Consider the following 18,040-nt stretch of genomic DNA (forward strand, 5'->3'; position numbering starts at 1 on the left):
GCTACGCCGTATTACCCCTGGTCCTAAATCCGAGAAAAGATGTGGGTAATGCTGAGAGACGCCTACCGCCTTCCAAAACGCAAGCGGCGGCCTCACCCTTCACCTTTTCGAAAGGACAATTCCGATCCGAACCCAGTCACGTTCTCGCCCCGGGAAAATTGGATGTTGGATGTTGGGTGTTGGATATTGGATGTTCTTCTCCCCATGAGCATCGCAACCAAAACCGGCGACGACGGTAGCACCGCCCTAATGTATGGCCGCCGCGTTTCCAAGACGGACGTGCGCGTCACCGCCTACGGCACGGTCGATGAATTCAACGCCGCCCTCGGCATGGTCCGCGCCACCGTCGTCGACTCTTTCGTCACCGACGCCGTGCTGGTCATCCAAAAGGAATTGGTCATCCTCATGGGCGAACTCGCCGTGGCGGATGAAGACCGCGAGCGTTACGCCAAGGGTGGTTTCAAATTCGTCGAAGCGCCGATGGTCGACGCCCTCACGAAGATCATCGACGACATCGAGCAGAACCATCAGGTCACCTACGACGGTTGGGCCACCCCTGGAGCCACCGTCGGCTCCGCCGCCCTCGACGTGGCCCGTACCACCTGCCGCCGCGCCGAACGAAACGTCATCGCCCTGCGCGAAGCCGGCGCCGCGGTAAACCCCGAAATCATCCGCTACCTCAACCGCCTCTCCGATCTCTGCTGGCTCTGGGCCCGCTGGGTGGAAACCAAGAGCGCGCCGCCTTCTGAGCCCTCTTGAGCACTTCCAGACATTCACCGAGACGGTAATCTCCGGAGAACGCGTATCCCCGCCGGGCATTTCACAGGGCTTCCTGACTTCGCTGCGCGCCCTCTGGGATGACAAATAATTGCCCCAAAACTTCCATTTACAGGTAGGGCTCTTTCCTCCATATTCCGCGCCCCTGCCATGCTTTCCATAGTGATCAATGTCCTTTTGGTGATCCACGTTATCGTGTCACTGCTCATCATTTTGCTGACGCTCATGCAGCGTCCGAAGAATGAAGGTCTCGGCGCGGCTTTCGGTGGCGGCATGACGGAAAATCTTTTCGGTGCGCAAACCACCAACGTGCTGGCCACGGCGACGCGCTACCTCGGCGGCATCTTTTTCGTGCTGACCGTCCTGCTCTCCTGGCTCTACGTGAAGGAGACGAATCAGCGGAGCACGCTGCAGAAGCGGCTCATGTCGGTGCCGAAACTCGCGGCCCCGGCGACTCCCGCTCCGGCTGCTGGTACGGCCACGCCTGCTCCGACGGATAAGAACCTTCCCGCACCCGTGACCACGCCGGCTTCAGAGAAACCCGCTGCGGCCACGCCCGCCCCGACGACGGAAAAACCGGCCACGGAAAACAAACCCGCAGCCGCCACGCCTGCACCGGAAAACAAGCCGGCTGCTGCCGCCCCGGCACCCGCGCCCGCTCCGGCGACCCCAGCCCCCGAAGCCAAGCCCGCTGCAACGCCAGCTCCCGAAGCGAAGCCTGCTGCGACGCCGAATCCCGCTCCTGCTCCTGCTCCGGCGACGGATGCGAAGCCCGCTCCGGCTCCCGCTCCTCAACCGGAATCCGCTACGCCGTCCAAACCTGAGTCGACGACTCCTGCCACGCCGAAGCCGGAAGACAAGCCGAGTAATTAAGTTCTCCTTTCGGAAAGCGGAAATGGAGGGAAGCGCGCCGGCGCTTCCTTGTTCACGCTTTTCACCAGCACCGACGAAGCGGTGCCCTCCGTCTCTCGTTCGATTCGAGAGCGATTCCTGAAAGCGGTGACTTTCCAGTCGCCGGCCGAAAAATCGGAGCGCGAAGCGCCTCTTTTTATGGGCATCGCTACGCGGTGCAGGGCGACTGGAAAGTCGCCCCTCCCAGTTGGGTCTGCTTAATGACCACGCCTATTCCTTCGTGTCCGAATCCGGCCGCCCGGCCTCTTGCACGCGGATGAATCGTTGGAACGCCACCAACCCGACCGGTGCGACGGTTGCGGTGAGCGCGATCATCAGCCAGAGCATCGCGGAATTGCGCGGACCATGTTCCGGGCAGTATTTCGCGAGCAGATTTCCCGCGATCATGGTGGCGAAGATCTTGCTCCCCAAGGACGGGATGTAGGAAAGCGCGCCATAAGATGCCTCCTGGCCTTTCGGTGCAATCGCGGCCGCATACTCATAAACCCGCGGTGAATAAAGGGCTTCGCCAAACGACAGGATGATAATGAAGAAGGCGATCATCACGTAATAGGGGTGAACTGCGCCGGTTAAGCTGAGGTAGAAGTGGCCGATCCAATCGCCGACCCATCCGTGGGCGATGGGGGCAAACCAAGCGGGTGGGAGGGCCATGAAGAATACGGACGCGGCGGTAATGCATCCGCCCACCACCACCATCCAGTAGGCCGGCGAGCGACGAGTGAGGGCGCCGATGATCGGGACGAGAAAAATGATGAACCAGTTATTGATCGCCAAAAGGCGCCCCACCGGGGCACCAGGCCCGAGCTCACGCACGCCCCAGGTCGGGAAGACATAGTACAACTGCGTGAACACGATTTTGATGAGGGCGATCAGCAACAGAAAACTCAGCAGTTGATAAAAGCCCGCCTGCTTGACCAACCGAACGAAGAAGCCCGCCGTCTCGCTGGCGCTTTGTCGGATCATCTCCCAGCCGGCAATTAAGATCGGCTGGGAATTCGTGGAATACTTCTCGCGAGGGGTGATCGTTACGCCCTCGTCGGTTACGTTGACGCCATCCCGCAAAAACCAGATGGCGGGCAGAATCAGCAATTCGATCACCCAGCTGACGAGGAACAGCGTGCGGTAGGTGGTGATGTGCCAGCCGAAGAACGGCACGGTCCAATATCCGTATTCTCCGAGGCCTTGCCGGACCCAGTCGTAGACATAATTTGCGGCGAGGAAGCCGAGATTCATCACGACATAAATCAGCGAAAACGCCATCGAGCGCTGCTGGGTGTTGGAATACTTGCGCGTCGCCGCGACGAGCACAGGCGTGCCCAGCGCTTCGCCGATGGCTAACAGGAACAATCCGACACTCACCGACACCCATTTGACGGGAGATAGTGCCATGACCGCGCGGGCGATCAGGCAGATCCAGACGCCGAGAAAAAAGGTCCGACGCAACCCCAACGCATCGGTGAGCGAGCCCACCAGTAGCGTGACCACGATCATGGTGATGGCCCAGGCCATGACTGTCCCTTGCGCTTCTCGATCGCTCATGCCGAGGTCGCTGGAAAGCCAGCGGACGAGGGTGACCACCGAGATTTGGAAGGCGGCCACAATGAGGAATTTGATGAGGAAGGTCAGCCACAGCTCCGGGGCCGCCCCTTTGAAGACGGTGAATGAACCAAAAAATGCGGTGAGCTTCTTCGACATCGGCGGGATAGTGGTGCAATCCGCCCTGGACGGAAAGCGGAACCGGCCAGAGATCGCCGCGCATGGACCGGCCAGCGTTTTCGCCAAGCGCCGTGGAGAACAGCTTGGAATCCCATCCGCATCCATGCCAAGCTTCCCGCCCTCTGTGACCAGTCCTTTGCCTCGCCTCATCGCTGTTTTTGCCGCTTTGGCCCTGTGTGCTTGCGGGCGTTTGGGTAATCGTGCCGATCTGGTCTGCCTCAATGGCGCGGAATCCGAAGTGCTCGACCCGCCGTTGATGACGGCCCAGGCAACCAGCCGCGTAGCCTATGCGCTCTTCGAGGGGCTCACCGCTTTTGGCGTGAAGGGTGAAGCGGAACCCGGCGTGGCCGAGCGTTGGGAGATCTCGCCGGATGGGTTGCACTACACCTTCCACCTGCGCCACAACGCGAGTTGGAGCAATGGCGACCCCGTTACGGCGGAGGATTTTCTCTACTCCTGGCGGCGTGCCCTTCTTCCCAAGACGGCTGCCGAATACGCCTACCAGCTCTACTACATTCGCGGGGCGAAGGATTTCAACGAAGGCAAAACTCAGGATTTCAGCACCGTGGCCGTCCGAGCGCCGGATCCCTATACGCTGGAAGTGACGCTGGCCAATCCGACGCCGTTTTTCCTCGATCTGTGCGCCTTTACCGCTTTGTTGCCGGTGCATCGGGCTACGGCGGAAAAGTATAACGATTGGGCGTCAAAGCCGGATCACTTCATCGGCAACGGCCCGTTCGTGCTGCACGAATGGATGCCTTTCGATCACATGCGCTTGCTGAAAAATCCGCGCTACTGGGACGCGGCGAACGTCAAGCTGAACAGCGTGGACATCCTGCCTACCGCGCAGCCCAACACCGCCTACAATTTTTACGCTACCGGTATCGCCGATCTCATGATCGACAAAAGCCTCACGCCAACCCCCCTCATTCCCTACCTGAAGAAGCGGTCGGACTTTCACGCCGCGCCCTTTCTCGGCGCCTATTTTTTTCGCTTTAACGTGAAGCGAAAACCTTTCGACGACGTTCGCGTGCGCAAGGCCTTCGCGCTGGTCGTGGACAAGCAATATCTCGTCGACCACATCACGCGCGCGGGCGAACTTCCGGCGGAGAGCTTCGTGCCGCCGGGGGCGGGCTCGGGCTATCAGCCCCCGCCGATGTATCGACGCGACCCGGAAAAAGCGCGGCAGCTTCTCGCCGAGGCCGGTTATCCCGGCGGCAAAGGTTTTCCGGTGGTGTATTATCTTTACCGGACGGGTTTGGATCTCGACCAGGATATTGCCGTCGAATTACAAAGCGTTTTCCAGCGTGAGCTCGGCGTGACCATCCAGCTAAGCCGGCAGGAGTGGACGGTCTTCCTGGAGACGCAACAGCGCATTGATTATGATATCAGCCGCTCTACCTGGGTGGGCGATTACAACGATCCCAATACCTTTCATGGACATGTTTGTGACCGATGGCGGGAACAATGAGACCGGCTGGAGCAACAAGCGATATGACGAACTCATCGCCGCCGCCGCGCGGGAAAATAATGCGGAGAAACGCTTCGCCCTGTTTCGCGAGGCGGAAAAAATCCTGGTGACCGACGAGGCGCCGATCTGCCCGCTCTATTACTACGTCGGCATTCAGTTCTACGACGCGAACAAGCTCGGCGGCATCGAGGCCAATCTCCTCGACGAGCATCCTTTGAAAGCCATGTACTGGAAGAAACGTTGATGGATCGCCTGGTCTTCGCGATTTATCGGCTCGCCTCGGCCGCAATCTGTCTACTACCGCTGACAGGAATATTCCGTCTTGGATGGCTCCTCGGGTCGCTGGCTTATTACGTCGCCAGTTCGTATCGGCAGCTCGTGCTGCGCAATTTGCTCATCGCCTTCCACGAGGAAAAATCGAGGGCGGAAATTCGCGCGCTGGCCCGGCGGCACTTCGCCACGCTGGGCGCCAATCTCCTTTGCAGCATCAAGATTCCCCGACTCCCGCGGGAGGAGATCCGGTCGCTGGTGACCATCGAGGGGCTCGAGGAGATGAAGGCGGATGGGATTGACGGCGCGGGATTCGTCTTCGTTATCAGCCATCTCGGCAGTTGGGAGCTGTTTGCCCAGCTCACGCCGATCATTTTCGAGTGCAAAGTCGGCACCATCTTTCAGGCGTTGGGAAATCCTTACATCGACGCCGAGGTGCGCCGCGATCGCGCGCGGTTGGGCCTGGAACTCTTCGAGCGCAAGGAAGGTATCGTGCACGCCTCGCAGTTCATCCGCGCGGGCGGAGGAGTGGGAATTCTTATCGATCAACATGCCGGTGACGCCGGTCTTTGGTGCCCCTTTTTCAACCGCCTCGCTTCCACGACCACCCTTCCGGCCATGCTGGCCTTGCGGACCAGCGGTTGGCTCGTGCCGGCGGCCGTTTACACCGACGGCGTGGCGCGGTGGCGTTGCGTGATCAGCAAAGGCCTGCGGGCGGAGGGGCAGAGCGTGGAAGCGGCGACGGTGAGTATCAACCGTCTGCTCGAGCAGCAAATCCGGCGTCAGCCCGAGGATTGGTTCTGGGTGCATAATCGCTGGAAGACGCCCAAGCCGAAATTCCTGCTCCAAGGTTACAAGCGTGGCGTCGCCCTTGCGCCGGGAACCACGGCGAAGGACTTGCAACCCTTCCGCATTTTGATTCGCGGCAGCAACTGGCTCGGCGATGCGATCATGAGCGTGCCTGCAGTGCGCGCGATCAAGCGCGGGCGCATCGATGCGCACGTCACGATCCTGACCCCGGCCAAGCTCGCCGACGTGTGGAAGAGCGTGGAGGAAGTCGACGAGGTCCTGACGATCGAGCGCGACGACAGCATCCGTTCCGTGGCGAAGCGGCTTCGCTGGACCTACGACGTGGCGATCCTGTTTCCGAATTCACTGCGCGTCGCGCTGGAAGTATGGCTGGCGGAGATTCCGCGGCGCGTCGGTTATCCCGGGCATCAGCGCCGCTCGTTGCTCAATCAGGTATTCGCGCCGAAGAAAAAGAAAAAGGACCTGAAACGCCCGGAGCATCAGGTGCATCACTATCTCGCGCTGGCGGAGTTCGTCGGGGCGGACATCAAGGGGGCGCTGAAGAATCTGCCGGCGAATCCTCCGGTGAAGCGGGAGCGTCCGGTCATCGGGCTCTGCCCGGGAGCGGAGTATGGACCGGCCAAACGCTGGCTGCCGGAGCGCTTCGCCCAAGTCGTGCGGATCGTGCAGGAATGCACCGGCGCGGAATGGAAAATCTTCGGCGTCGAAAAGGACCGGCCGATCGTGGATACCATCCTCACCGCCGCGAAGGTGCCGTGCACGGACCTGGTCGGCAAAACCACCCTGGAAGAGCTGATGGCGCAATTGCAGACCTGCGATCTGCTGCTGACGAACGACACCGGCACCATGCACCTCGCGTCCTTCCTCGGCGTGCCCACGGTTTCCATCTTCGGCTCCACGGAACCGACGCTCACCGGCCCGCTTGGCGTGCAGCATCGAGTGCTGCGGCATCATGTGGCCTGCAGTCCGTGTTTTCTTCGCGAATGTCCGATCGATTTCCGTTGCATGACCGCCATCGGTGTGACCGAGGTGGTTGAGGCCGTGCTAACCGCCCTGCCAGACTGAACGAAACGCCCTTGAAACTGTCTTAACAAGTTCTGCATTTATCCATGAGTACGACCCAGGAAATCACCGAGCAAGTCAAGCAAGCCAGCCAGTGGATCAAACCACTCCAGGACGAAATCGCCCGCGTCCTCGTCGGCCAAAAATATCTCGTGGACGGCCTGCTCGTCGGCCTGCTGACCAACGGCCACATCCTGCTCGAAGGCGTGCCCGGCCTGGCGAAGACGCTCGCCGTCAAGACCCTGGCCTCGTGCATTCACACCGGTTTCCAGCGCCTGCAATTCACGCCGGACCTCCTGCCCGCCGACCTCATCGGCACGCTCATTTACAATCCGCGCACGGGCGAGTTCACCACCAAGCATGGCCCGCTTTTTTCCAATCTCATCCTGGCCGACGAAATCAACCGCGCCCCGGCCAAGGTGCAGAGCGCGTTGCTCGAAGCGATGCAGGAACGGCAGGTGACGATTGGCGACACGACCTATCCGCTGCCCGATCCCTTCCTTGTTCTTGCCACGCAAAACCCGTTGGAACAGGAAGGCACCTATCAGCTCCCCGAGGCGCAGCTCGACCGCTTCATGCTCAAGCTGAAGGTCGGTTATCCGAGCAAGGAGGAGGAGCGCAAGATTCTTGATCTCATGGCGACGAGCACGCCGGATTTGAAAGTGCTCACCATCACCGAACCGGCCGACATCATTCGTTCGCGCGAGATCGTGAACAACATCTACATCGACAGCCGGGTGAAGGATTACATCGTCGATGTCGTCTTTGCGACGCGCAAGCCGGCCGACTACAAGCTGAAGCTCGATGGGCTCATCCGCTACGGCGCCAGTCCGCGCGCGACCATCGCGCTGACCCTCGCCGCGCGGGCCAGGGCATTCATCGCCGGCCGCGGCTACGTTACGCCGCAAGACGTGAAGAGCGTCGGCCCCGATGTGCTGCGCCACCGCATCATCGTGAGCTACGAGGCCGAAGCCGAGGAGAAGACCAGCGAACAGATCATTGACACCATTTTCGCTGGATTGGCCGTGCCGTAATTTGCGAATGGAATCCGCAGACGCCATTCTCAAGAAAATCCGCCGTCTCGAGTTGAAGACTCGCGGGCTTGTGTCCGCGACGTTCTCCGGGCAGTATCGCAGCGTGTTCAAGGGGCGCGGGATGAACTTCGAGGAAGTGCGCCAGTATCAGCCGGGCGACGAAGTGCGTTCGATCGACTGGAACGTGACCGCAAAATTCAGCGAAGTACACGGCGATGCCTTCGTGAAAAAATTCACCGAGGAACGCGAACTGACGGTGATGCTCATGGTCGATGTCAGCGCCTCGGGCGATTTCGGCAGCGTGGAGTTGAGCAAGCGTGAACTCGCGGCGGAGGTGGCGTGTCTCTTCGCCTTCAGCGCCATTCGCAACAACGACAAGGTGGGGCTCATTCTGTTTTCCGATCACGTGGAGCTCTTCATCACGCCGAAGAAAGGCCGGTTGCACATTCTGCGGCTGATCCGCGAGATCGTCTATTTCGAGCCGAAGGGCCGCGGCACCCAGCCCGCCGTGGCGCTCAACTACCTGAACCAGGTGTTACACCGTCGCTCGGTGGTGTTCCTCATTTCAGATTTTCAAGCGCCCGATTTTTCGCGCGAACTATCCGTCACCAGTCGACGGCACGATTTGATAGCCGTCCCGATCATCGATCCACGCGAAGAGGAATTGCCCGATGTGGGATTGCTCACGCTGGAAGACGCCGAGACCGGCGAGCAGATCGAGATCGATACTTCCGATCGCAACGTCCGCAAAAAATTCCTCGATGCGGCGGAACAGCGCATCCAGGCCCGGCTGCGGGACTTTCGCAAAAAGCAGGTGGATGCGATTTCGCTGCGCACCGACCAGGACTACGTCCCGGCGTTGCAAACCTTTTTCCGCACGCGCGAGCGGCGACTGCAACTTCGATGAGCGCCGCCCTGTTGCTTTCGCCCATTTTTGCCGTGCTTTCGACTCCGCCTCCCACGGCAGGGATTAGCCCGGCCGCCGCGCCCGACGTGACGCCTTCGCCGGTGCAGATTCACGATATTGCCCCGCCGATCGATGTCTTTCCGTATCCACCATGGATGGTCGCCACGGCCATCGCGGTGGCGGTGATCCTGCTCGGCTTGGTCATCTGGTTCATCGTGAGCCTGATTCGGCGCCGCCCGCCACCTCCACCGCCGAGCGCCTCGGAGATCGCCCTGCGCGAACTCGAAAAGCTCCGCACCAAAGTGGGCGAGATCGAGCCCTACGCCTTCAGCGTCGTGGTGTCAGATGTCCTGCGGACCTTCATTGCCAACGCGAAGTTCAGCCTGCCGGCCACCCGGCAGACCTCACCGGAATTCCTCGCCGCGATTTCCGGTTCCAAGTTGTTCAACGAGAGCGATCGCTCGCTGCTCGGGCACTTTCTCGAAAAGTGCGACATGATCAAATTCGCGCGCATGGATGCGACGAGCGCCGATAACAGCGAACTCGTCGAGAGCGCACTCGCCTTTGTGCAAGGAGGACAGGCATGAATTTTCTCCAGGACAGTCCGCTGACCTTTGCTCATCCGTGGTTGCTCTTGCTCCTGCTCGTGGTGCCGGTGGTGGCGTTGTTTGAGGGCGGCCGGGGTGCGGCGCCGGCGGTGATTTATTCCTCCTTGCTTCCCATCCGCGCCCTCGGCAAGCCACGCCGTTCTCGCATCGGCGGGTTGTTGATGAGCCTGCTGCTGCTCGCGTTGGCGATTCTCATCGTCGCCCTGGCGCGGCCGCAATTGGGCCGCACGTTCAGTCAGGTGCAGGCGAGTGGCATCGACATCATGCTCGCGCTGGACGTTTCCGGATCGATGATTGCGGAGGATTTCACCATCGGTGGTGAACGGGCCAGCCGCGTCGACGTCGTAAAACAGGTGACGCAGAAGTTCATCGAGGCGCGCCCGAACGATCGGATTGGCATGATTGCTTTCGCTGCCCGGCCATATCTCGTGAGTCCGCTCACGCTTGACCATGGCTGGCTCATCCAGAATCTCGACCGGGTGAAGCTGGGCCTGGTCGAGGACGGCACCGCCATCGGCTCGGCGATCGCCTCGTGCACCACCCGCCTCATCGAGCGCAAGGATTCGAAGAGCCGCATCGTGGTGCTGCTCACCGACGGCGATAACAATGCCGGCAAGGTGTCGCCGCTCACGGCCGCCGAAGCCGCCTCCGCGCTGGGCGTGAAAGTCTACACCATTGGTGCGGGCACCAAGGGATTTGCGCCGATGCCCGTCGGGCGGGACGTTTTCGGTCGCAAGGTCTACCAGAACGTGAAGGTCGACGTGGATGAAGATACGCTTAAGAAGATCGCCGACATGACGAAGGCGAAATTCTATCGCGCGACCGATACCAAGTCGTTGACTCAAATTTACGAGGAGATTGACCAGTTGGAAAAAACCAAGGTCGAGATGAAGCAATTCACCCAGTACCGGGATTTGTTCCCGTGGTTTCTGGGCGCCGGTCTGGGCCTGCTCGCCTTGCAGGCCATCCTGGCGCAAACCGTGGGGAACCGCCTGCCATGAGTTTCGGTCAACCACTGTGGTTTTGGGGTTTCGCGCTGTTGCCGCTCCTCATCGTGCTCTATGCGCGCAACGAAAGCCGGCGCAGCAAATTGCTGCAGCAGTTGGTGGCGACGCGTTTGCTTGATCGCCTGGCCGGGACGGTGAGCCTCAATCTTCGCCGGTTGCGCTTTACGCTCTTCCTTCTCGGCCTCGCGGCCTTGCTGGTCAGCCTGGCCGAGCCACGCTACGGCTACACGTGGGAACAGAGCAAGCGCCAGGGGCGGGACATCCTCATCGCCATCGATTGCTCCCGCAGCATGCTGTCCACCGATCTCGCGCCGAGCCGTCTCGGCCGGGCGAAGCTCGCCACGCAGGATCTCATCTCGCAATTGACCGGTGACCGCGTGGGCCTCATTGCCTTTGCCGGCACGGCGTTCCTCCAGGCGCCGCTGACGATTGACTACGGCGCGGTGCTGGATTCCGTCTCCGAACTCGATACCAACATCATCCCGCGCGGCGGCACCAATATCGCCGCCGCGATCACCGAAGCGGATGCTGCCTTCGGTAAGGGCGAGAGCGACAATCGCTGCCTCATCATCTTCACCGACGGTGAGGAATTGGAATCCGACGCCGTGGCCGCGGCCGCCGCGGAAAAGGACCACATGCGCATCTTTACGGTGGGGCTCGGGTCGGCCGATGGATCGCTGATTCCGGTTCCCGGAGAGAATGGGGGCACGGAATTCGTCAAGGACGAGAACGGCCAGAATGTCAAATCCAAGCTGGATGAAGACCGGCTACGAAAAATTGCAGAATCGACCGGTGGCTTCTACGTTCACCTGCAGAGCGGGCCGGCTGAGATGAAACAAATCATCGACGACGGCCTGGGCAAAATGAAAGAAAAAGAAATCGATGCCCGTATGTCGCGCCGTCCGATCGAGCGTTACCAATGGCCGCTCTCGGCGGCGCTGGCGCTGCTGGTGACGTCTTCGCTCCTGGGCGAGCGCAAGCGATCGAGGCGGCGCGTGCTGCCTTCGCCGATTCCGGTGCGGGTGGCGGCCCTGCTGCTCCTGCTGCCGCTGCTGGCGCAGGCGAAGAACAGCGGCCTCGAGGCTTACGATCGTCGGGATTACAAGGGTGCCATCTCGGAGTTTGATCGCCAGTTGCAGCAGCAGCGCGATTCGGCGGCGCTGAATTTCGATCTCGGCGCGGCGGCTTACAAGACGGGCGATTTCGCGAAGGCGCTGGATGCCTTTGCCAAGGCGGTGACTTCGCCGGATCCGAATCTACGCGCGGCGGCAGAGTACAATCTCGGCAACACGCTTTTCGAACAGGGCCGGGCGACGGAGGAGAAGGAGAAGCGCGTGAAGCAATGGAAGGACGCGCTGCAGCATTACGACCAGGCATTGAAAGTCACCCCGGGAAACAAGGACGCGGAATACAATCGCGACGTGGTGCGCAAGCTTCTCGGGGAGATGCAAAAGCAGCCGCCAAAATCCGAGCAGCAAAAGCAGCAGGACAAGAAGGACGAACAGAAGAAGGATCAGCAGAACCAGCAGCAACAACAGCCGCAGCAAAACAAGGGTTCGCAGAACAAGGACCAGAAGGACCAGAAGGACCAGAAGGATCAACAGCAACAGCAGCAACAGAAGTCCGGCGGTTCGCAGAAACAGGACCAAAACCAGCAACAGAATTCGCAGCAGCAGCAACAACAGCAGCAGTCCCAGAACCAGCAATCGCAGGGCTCCTCAGGGCAACAGCAGCAGCCACAGAACCAGCAGGGGAAAGAGCAACAGGACAAGGATCAGAGCGGCAAGGGAGACCAGCAGAACCAGCAACCTCCGCAGCAGAACGGCGACAAAGGTGACGAGAAACGGGATGCGCAGTCGAATCCCTCGCAGGGTAACCAGCAATCACCGCAGCAAAACAAGGAGGGGCAGGACCAGCAGCCGCAGTCGGCGCCGGATGAACCCGCCAAGAAGCGCGAGGGCCAAATCCAGGCGCAGGGCAATCCGCAGCAGAATGGCGAAAAAGCGGATGCGCAGCAGGAGGCCGCCGCCGAGGCCCAGGCTGCACAGGAAGGCAAGATGACTCCCTCTCAGGCGAGGAGCCTGCTCGAATCCTTGAAAGGGGAGGATCAGCGCGTTCAACTTCGCAAACCCGGCAAACCGCAGGGGCGCAATTTCCGGGATTGGTAAACCGCATGTCACTCTCTCGTCTCCATTTCCTTCCTCATCATCTGCGTGGCCTCGCTACGCTGTTCCTGCTTTTGCTTGTGGCCACGGTGGCTCACGCGGCGGAGGTCTCTGTGCGCGCGCATTTGAATCGGAGCATTTCGGTCGTCGGGGATCCGGTGATTTTTCAACTCAAGATCAGCGGGTCGCACCACGTTCCCGACGCGCCTGATATTTCGCCGGTCGACGGCCTGGATATCCAATATGGCGGGGCCAGCGAGCAGTCGGTCATCCGCATTGACAATGGCAACTTTGTCACCGAGCACACGAAGACCTACTCGTATCAAATCACGCCGCAGAAGAATGGTAAGTTCACCATTCCGGCGATAACGATCCAGGTGGATGGGAAAGACTACACCACGCAGCCAGCCGCTCTGACCGTGCAGCCGAGCAGCGCGACGGATGAGGACAACCAGAAGCGGGCCTTTGCCGAGTTCGTGATGCCGAAGAAGACGCTCTATCTCGGGGAGTCGATCCCCGTGGAGTTTCGTCTGTATGTCGATTCCCGGATTCGCTGGCAGTTGGAGGAAATGCCGGAGATCGGCGGTGAAGGCTGGACCAAGCAGAAGGTGCCCGAACCGCGCAGCGACCAGGTAGAGCGGAACGGCCGTGATTACGATTATGTGGTTTTCAAAACGCTGGTGACGCCGATTCGCGCCGGCAAGCTCACCCTCGGGCCGGGCAACATTCAGTTTCACGCCCGCATTCCGCGCGCGGAACGCAGCAGCAGTCCGCTCGATCCTTTCGGCAGTATTTTCAACGATCCGTTTTTCTCCGCCCTACAGGAGGTGAAGGTGAAAGCGCCGGAGGTGGAATTTACGGTCAAGTCGCTGCCGCAGGCCGGCAAGCCGGCAGACTTTTCGGGCGCGGTGGGGAACTTCACATTTAGCGCCGAGGGAAGTCCGAAGCAGGTCAAGATCGGTGATCCGGTTACGATGAAATTGCGCGTGTCGGGTAAGGGGAGCTTCGATCGCGTGACCGCGCCGGAGATCAATGATCCCACGGGTTGGCGAACGTATCCGCCCTCGAACACCTTCCAGGCGGACGACCCGATCAGCTTTACCGGCACGAAGACTTTCGAAATGCAGGTCATCCCGGAAGCGAAGAAGACGGCGATGCCGGAGTTTCATTTTTCGTACTTCGATCCGGGGGCGGAGAAATACGTTACGCTGAATTCGGAGCCCGCGTCGCTGGTGGTCGAAGGAGACGCATTGCCCGCGCCGAAGCCGGTGGCGTCCGCGGCGGATAACAACGCGCCGCCCGCGCCGAAAAAGCCGGCGGCAGCGCCGCGTCCCGACGACATCCTCGGTTTGCGTTATGACTCGGAAGAGCCGCAGCGTTTCGCGCCGCTCTACGAGCGCCGTGAGTTTTGGTATGTGCAGGGCGCCCTCGGCGCCATCTTGCTTGGCTTGATCGCTTTCAAGTTGCGCCGGCCGCCCGATTTGGCGGTGCGCCAAAGGGCGGCGTTGCAGCAGGAAAAAGAGGCCGTGTGGCGCCGCTTGCGGGGCTCCGATCTCGGCTATGTGGATTTCTTCGATGCCGCCGCGCGCTTCGCGCAATTGGAAACGGCCCTCAAGACGAACCGCCCCGTCGCGGGCATCGATGCCTCGGTGGTCCGCTCTGCGGCGGAGCTCGACGAGCAGGCCGCGGGAACAATCGAGGAGATTTTCAGCGCTCGCGCCGAAGTGCATTACGCGGGTGGCGGTGGTGGCGGCGGGCCGGTTTCCGCCGCTGAACGCGAACGCGTGATGGGCGCATTGAAACAACTGGAGAAGGGCCATGCAAAAAGCTGAACGACACCCATCTTTGCCATGCTGGAAATTCCCGCGCTGGCTCGCCGCGCTGGCGGTGCTCTTGCTCGCGCTGCTCCCGATCCGCGGTTGGGCCAGCGATTTCGATACGGCTAATCAAGCCTACGACCAGGGCAAATTTGCCGACGCGAAGGCTGGCTATGAAAAGGTGATCGAGAGTGGCGCGGGGAGCGCGAATGTTTACTACAATCTGGGGAACACGGAATTCCGGTTGGACGACGCAGGGCACGCGATCTTGAGCTACGAGCGCGCGCTGGCGTTGACCCCGCGCCATCCCGAGGCGCTGGCGAATCTCCGACTGCTGCGCGAGAAAAATGGCTCGAGACTGTTGCCGGTCTCGTGGAATAGCCGGCTGGCTCATTTGCTGACGACGAACATCTGGACGGTGCTCGTTGCGGTCTCCGGTTGGATTGTGTTGTTCGGTTTGGTGATCATTTTCACGAGCCGCCAGGCGGATCATTTTGGATTGTGGCTGCTGACCCTGCTGAGCGTTGTCGTCTGTGCGGTGGCGAGCGTTTCCTTGTGGAGTATGACCAGGGATCAAGCGTTGGCGGTGATCACGGCGAAGGAAACGGAGGCCCGGTTGGCGCCGGCGGAGAGCGCAGGCGTGGCGGAGGCCTTGCCCGCTGGCAGCCAGGTGCGGGTGCTCAGCGAGCGCGGCGAATGGATTTATTGCGAATTGCCGGGTCTTGGCCGGGGTTGGGTTCCGGAAGGCGCTCTGCAGCATGTGCGACCGGTGAAGTCATGATCCGCTGGTTGCTTCCACTGCTTTGTTTGCTGCTGGTGGTGCCGGCCCGCGCGAGTGACTGGCGTGACACGCTCACGTCGCCACAGCCGGGAAAATTTGCGCCGTTCCGGCCCCAGAAAGCGGTTTACCGGTTTGGCTGGGGAGCGATCACTGCGGCCCAGGCGACCTTCGACTTTTCGAAAGCGCACGGAGAGTATCAGTTGGACATGAACACGCAGACCACCGGGTTCGTGCGGACCTTGTGGAAGATGGATTCGCAACACATAGCGACCTGCAACGCCACGACCCTGCGGCCGATCCGGCTGCAGCAGACCGAGGTCTATAAATCGGAAACGCAGACGACGAAGACGGAGTTTTCGCCTGAGGGCGCGCGCCGCACCACGCAAGTGACGCCCTCGAAAGAGCCGCCGGACAAGGAACACAAATTCAAGTGTCCCAATGTTTTTGACCTCCTGAGCGCGCTGCTGTTTGTGCGCAGCCAACCACTGCAGCAGGGCGACAAATATCGCATGGTGGTTTTCCCGTCGAAGGCGGGATATCTGGCGGATATCGAGGTGCTCGGCCGCGAGAAGCTGAAAGTACCCGCCGGGAATTACAATGCAATCAAGTGCCAGTTGCGCCTTCAAGGGATCACCAAGCACATGGAGCTGGAGCCGCACCGGAAATTCAAACGCGCCTTCGCTTGGGTGTCGGACGATCGCGACCGCGTCCTGCTGAAGATCGAGGCGGAGATTTTCGTCGGCAGCGTGTGGACGGAATTGCAGTCGGTGGAGTTTACGCCATAAGCGGCCACCGACCGGAAAAGAGGGGCGGCGGTATCTCGCTGCCGCTGATGGGTTGATTTACGAAAAGCGGCAGGATGCCGCATCCACTGTTCGCAGACCGCTTTACCGCCGGTCCACCCAAACGCCGCGGAAGACGTGGTTGGGGATGTGCAATTCAAAGCCGAAGCGGACGCCGCTGTCCCGGTTGTCCCGCGGGAGCAGGCGCAAATCATTGAGCGTGTCCATGTCAAGACGTCCGGTGAGCGTCAAGCGCTCGGAGCGTTGGTAACCGAGCAGCGCTTCCTCCGTGGCCGGGCCGGGCAGGCCGTCGATGACGTCGCGATAATAGCCGCGTTCGGCGAGCACTCCCTGGGCCCGGCGCAGGGTGTCGCGTTGCACGGTGACCGGCGCATTGGCGAAGGGTGTGCCGGCGAAGAGCACGGGAAAATCGGCACTCGGGGCATCGAGAGGCGCCGGCGGAGCCACGACCGCGGGACTACGCGGAGGCGGCGGAGGAGCCGAAGGCTGCGGACCCGGGTCACTATAATCCGCTGCGGTGCGGTCCCGGTTCCGCACCTTGTTTTCTTCGCGCTGCAGAAAGTCCTTGTCGCTTTGTTCCACCGACGGGTCGCGTCGAAGATCCGTCGGCGGCTGGGCCTTGGTCGTATTGGCTGGCTTGGGCGGCGCCACGTCTTCCATGTTGGGCGGGGGCGGCGCGGATTTCTTTGGCTTGTTGTTGGCCGCGACCATGCCCAGAGCGGCAAGCGTTTCGTGGTTTAGGGCGCCCGTCACCTCCAGGCCATTCCGGATCTGGTAACGGCGGATGGCAAAGGCCCACTCGGCGCTGCTCTGGCCATTCGCCTCGCCGTAGTAAAAGCCCAGGCTCTTCAGTTCCGTCTGGGCATTGCGCACCTGGTCATCTGCCGAGGCGGAAACGACAAGAGCCAGAGTGGCCAGGACGCAAACAAGCTTCGTTTTCATGAATGGTGGCAATTTGGACGGAGGGCGCACCGGCTTATTCAAAGCGGAATTCGAAAGGTTGCAACTGCCGGTTGGGGGGCTTCGCCCGGAATCATAATCGTTAATCCTTAATCCTTAATCCCCCTGCCGCGCGGGAGGATTAACGATTAAGGATTAAAAATTGAGGATTAAGGATTATGAGGACCTTCGGCTACAACCCGGCCCTGGCCAGTTTGCTCGGGGTCTGGATGGGCTGCGGACGGGTCTTCTGGTAGCTCATGATCCCCTCGGCGATGGCGCTGGCCAATCGCTGGCGGTATTCGCCGTTCGAGATCAGGGCTGCCTCCAGGGGATTATTGATGAATCCGCCCTCGACGAGGACGGCCGGACAGCGGGTGTGCCGCACGACATACAGTTCGCGGCTCTTGATGCCCCGGTTCACCGCATCGGTGCGCAAGACAAGCGCCGCCTGGATGAAGCCGGCCAGCGTCTCGCCGTTGTCCAGCGGAGGGGCATCCGGCTTGTTGAAAAAGCCGACCCACGTCCAGGAGCCATCGGGCGGCACCTTGGCCGGGGCGTAAAAGGTTTCCACGCCCGTCGAGACACGGTCCTTGGCATGATTGAAGTGGATGCTCACGAAGACGGCGTTATCCAGCCGATTGGCGATCGCCGCGCGCTCTTCCAAGGGGATGAAAGTGTCGTCGCGGCGAGTCAGCACCACCGGGAAATTGAACGGCTTGAGGATCTTCTCGACCCGGAGGGCGACATCGAGGCTGAGCGTTTTTTCCACCAAACCGTTGCCGCTGGCACCCTCGTCCTTGCCGCCATGACCGGGGTCGATCACCACAGTGGGAAAGGAATTGAGCGCCGATTCGATTTTCGCTTCCGTGGATGGCCCTTCATCCGGAGCGACGATAAAGGTCAGACAACCCGCAAGAACGACGAGGCCCACACATGGCATGGCGTTCTTCATACGGAA

16 protein-coding genes are annotated in these 18,040 nt (G+C 60.9%); 13 read left to right on the forward strand and 3 right to left on the reverse strand.

Translation table 11 applies throughout. The annotated features are described in order from the left end of the window. Positions 1-204 precede the first annotated feature (204 nt). Positions 205-759, forward strand: coding sequence for a cob(I)yrinic acid a,c-diamide adenosyltransferase (locus tag CFE428DRAFT_RS16685; RefSeq protein ID WP_006980775.1), 555 nt, complete (start codon positions 205-207; stop codon positions 757-759). A gap of 168 nt (positions 760-927) precedes the next feature. Then, positions 928-1,650, forward strand: coding sequence for a preprotein translocase subunit SecG (secG, locus tag CFE428DRAFT_RS16690; RefSeq protein WP_006980776.1), 723 nt, complete (start codon positions 928-930; stop codon positions 1,648-1,650). A gap of 249 nt (positions 1,651-1,899) precedes the next feature. On the opposite strand, the gene CFE428DRAFT_RS16700 is transcribed toward secG, so the two are convergent. After that, positions 1,900-3,384, reverse strand: a complete 1,485-nt coding sequence (locus CFE428DRAFT_RS16700; protein ID WP_006980777.1) for an MFS transporter — start codon at positions 3,382-3,384, stop codon at positions 1,900-1,902. Between the two features lie 145 nt (positions 3,385-3,529). Between CFE428DRAFT_RS16700 and CFE428DRAFT_RS16705 the strand changes: the two genes are divergently transcribed. Genes CFE428DRAFT_RS16705 through CFE428DRAFT_RS16750 form a run of 11 tightly spaced genes read left to right on the forward strand, consistent with a single transcriptional unit; the run spans position 3,530 to position 16,122 of the window. Further along, on the forward strand, positions 3,530-4,876 hold the full coding sequence (locus tag CFE428DRAFT_RS16705; protein WP_237705513.1) for a peptide ABC transporter substrate-binding protein: 1,347 nt from the start codon (positions 3,530-3,532) through the stop codon (positions 4,874-4,876). Next, positions 4,848-5,120, forward strand: coding sequence for a hypothetical protein (locus tag CFE428DRAFT_RS35785; protein ID WP_049975666.1), 273 nt, complete (start codon positions 4,848-4,850; stop codon positions 5,118-5,120). The genes CFE428DRAFT_RS16705 and CFE428DRAFT_RS35785 overlap by 29 nt, the downstream gene beginning before the upstream one ends. Beyond that, positions 5,120-7,021 carry a lipopolysaccharide heptosyltransferase II gene (gene waaF / locus CFE428DRAFT_RS35790; protein ID WP_006980780.1) on the forward strand — a complete coding sequence of 634 codons (1,902 nt, stop codon included), beginning with the start codon at positions 5,120-5,122 and terminating at the stop codon, positions 7,019-7,021. Before CFE428DRAFT_RS35785 ends, waaF begins: the two co-directional genes overlap by 1 nt. 44 nt (positions 7,022-7,065) lie before the next feature. Then, complete coding sequence (locus CFE428DRAFT_RS16715) at positions 7,066-8,052, forward strand: AAA family ATPase (RefSeq protein WP_006980781.1); 987 nt, start codon at positions 7,066-7,068, stop codon at positions 8,050-8,052. A gap of 7 nt (positions 8,053-8,059) precedes the next feature. Next, positions 8,060-8,959 (forward strand): DUF58 domain-containing protein, encoded by a 900-nt coding sequence (locus CFE428DRAFT_RS16720; RefSeq protein WP_006980782.1) that lies wholly within the window; start codon positions 8,060-8,062, stop codon positions 8,957-8,959. Further along, complete coding sequence (locus CFE428DRAFT_RS16725; protein ID WP_006980783.1) at positions 8,956-9,546, forward strand: DUF4381 family protein; 591 nt, start codon at positions 8,956-8,958, stop codon at positions 9,544-9,546. The genes CFE428DRAFT_RS16720 and CFE428DRAFT_RS16725 overlap by 4 nt, the downstream gene beginning before the upstream one ends. Next, positions 9,543-10,568 (forward strand): VWA domain-containing protein, encoded by a 1,026-nt coding sequence (locus CFE428DRAFT_RS16730; RefSeq protein WP_006980784.1) that lies wholly within the window; start codon positions 9,543-9,545, stop codon positions 10,566-10,568. Before CFE428DRAFT_RS16725 ends, CFE428DRAFT_RS16730 begins: the two co-directional genes overlap by 4 nt. Beyond that, positions 10,565-12,742 carry a VWA domain-containing protein gene (locus tag CFE428DRAFT_RS16735; protein ID WP_006980785.1) on the forward strand — a complete coding sequence of 726 codons (2,178 nt, stop codon included), beginning with the start codon at positions 10,565-10,567 and terminating at the stop codon, positions 12,740-12,742. Before CFE428DRAFT_RS16730 ends, CFE428DRAFT_RS16735 begins: the two co-directional genes overlap by 4 nt. A 5-nt stretch (positions 12,743-12,747) precedes the next feature. Beyond that, positions 12,748-14,571, forward strand: a complete 1,824-nt coding sequence (locus tag CFE428DRAFT_RS16740; protein ID WP_006980786.1) for a BatD family protein — start codon at positions 12,748-12,750, stop codon at positions 14,569-14,571. A gap of 13 nt (positions 14,572-14,584) precedes the next feature. Then, positions 14,585-15,337 carry an SH3 domain-containing protein gene (locus CFE428DRAFT_RS16745; protein WP_131989285.1) on the forward strand — a complete coding sequence of 251 codons (753 nt, stop codon included), beginning with the start codon at positions 14,585-14,587 and terminating at the stop codon, positions 15,335-15,337. Continuing rightward, a complete protein-coding gene (locus tag CFE428DRAFT_RS16750) occupies positions 15,334-16,122 on the forward strand; it encodes a DUF3108 domain-containing protein (RefSeq protein WP_006980788.1) in 789 nt (262 codons plus the stop codon). The genes CFE428DRAFT_RS16745 and CFE428DRAFT_RS16750 overlap by 4 nt, the downstream gene beginning before the upstream one ends. A gap of 102 nt (positions 16,123-16,224) precedes the next feature. Here CFE428DRAFT_RS16750 and CFE428DRAFT_RS16755 read toward each other — a convergent pair whose 3' ends face one another. Together CFE428DRAFT_RS16755 and CFE428DRAFT_RS16760 are read right to left on the reverse strand one after the other, a co-directional pair. Next, positions 16,225-17,082, reverse strand: a complete 858-nt coding sequence (locus tag CFE428DRAFT_RS16755; protein ID WP_006980789.1) for a peptidoglycan-binding protein — start codon at positions 17,080-17,082, stop codon at positions 16,225-16,227. Positions 17,083-17,272: 190 nt separating this feature from the next. Further along, positions 17,273-18,034 carry an N-acetylmuramoyl-L-alanine amidase family protein gene (locus CFE428DRAFT_RS16760; protein ID WP_006980790.1) on the reverse strand — a complete coding sequence of 254 codons (762 nt, stop codon included), beginning with the start codon at positions 18,032-18,034 and terminating at the stop codon, positions 17,273-17,275. Between the last annotated feature and the right edge of the window lie 6 nt (positions 18,035-18,040).

It is taken from the genome of Chthoniobacter flavus Ellin428 (genome assembly GCF_000173075.1).
Classification (GTDB): Bacteria; Verrucomicrobiota; Verrucomicrobiia; order Chthoniobacterales; family Chthoniobacteraceae; genus Chthoniobacter; species Chthoniobacter flavus.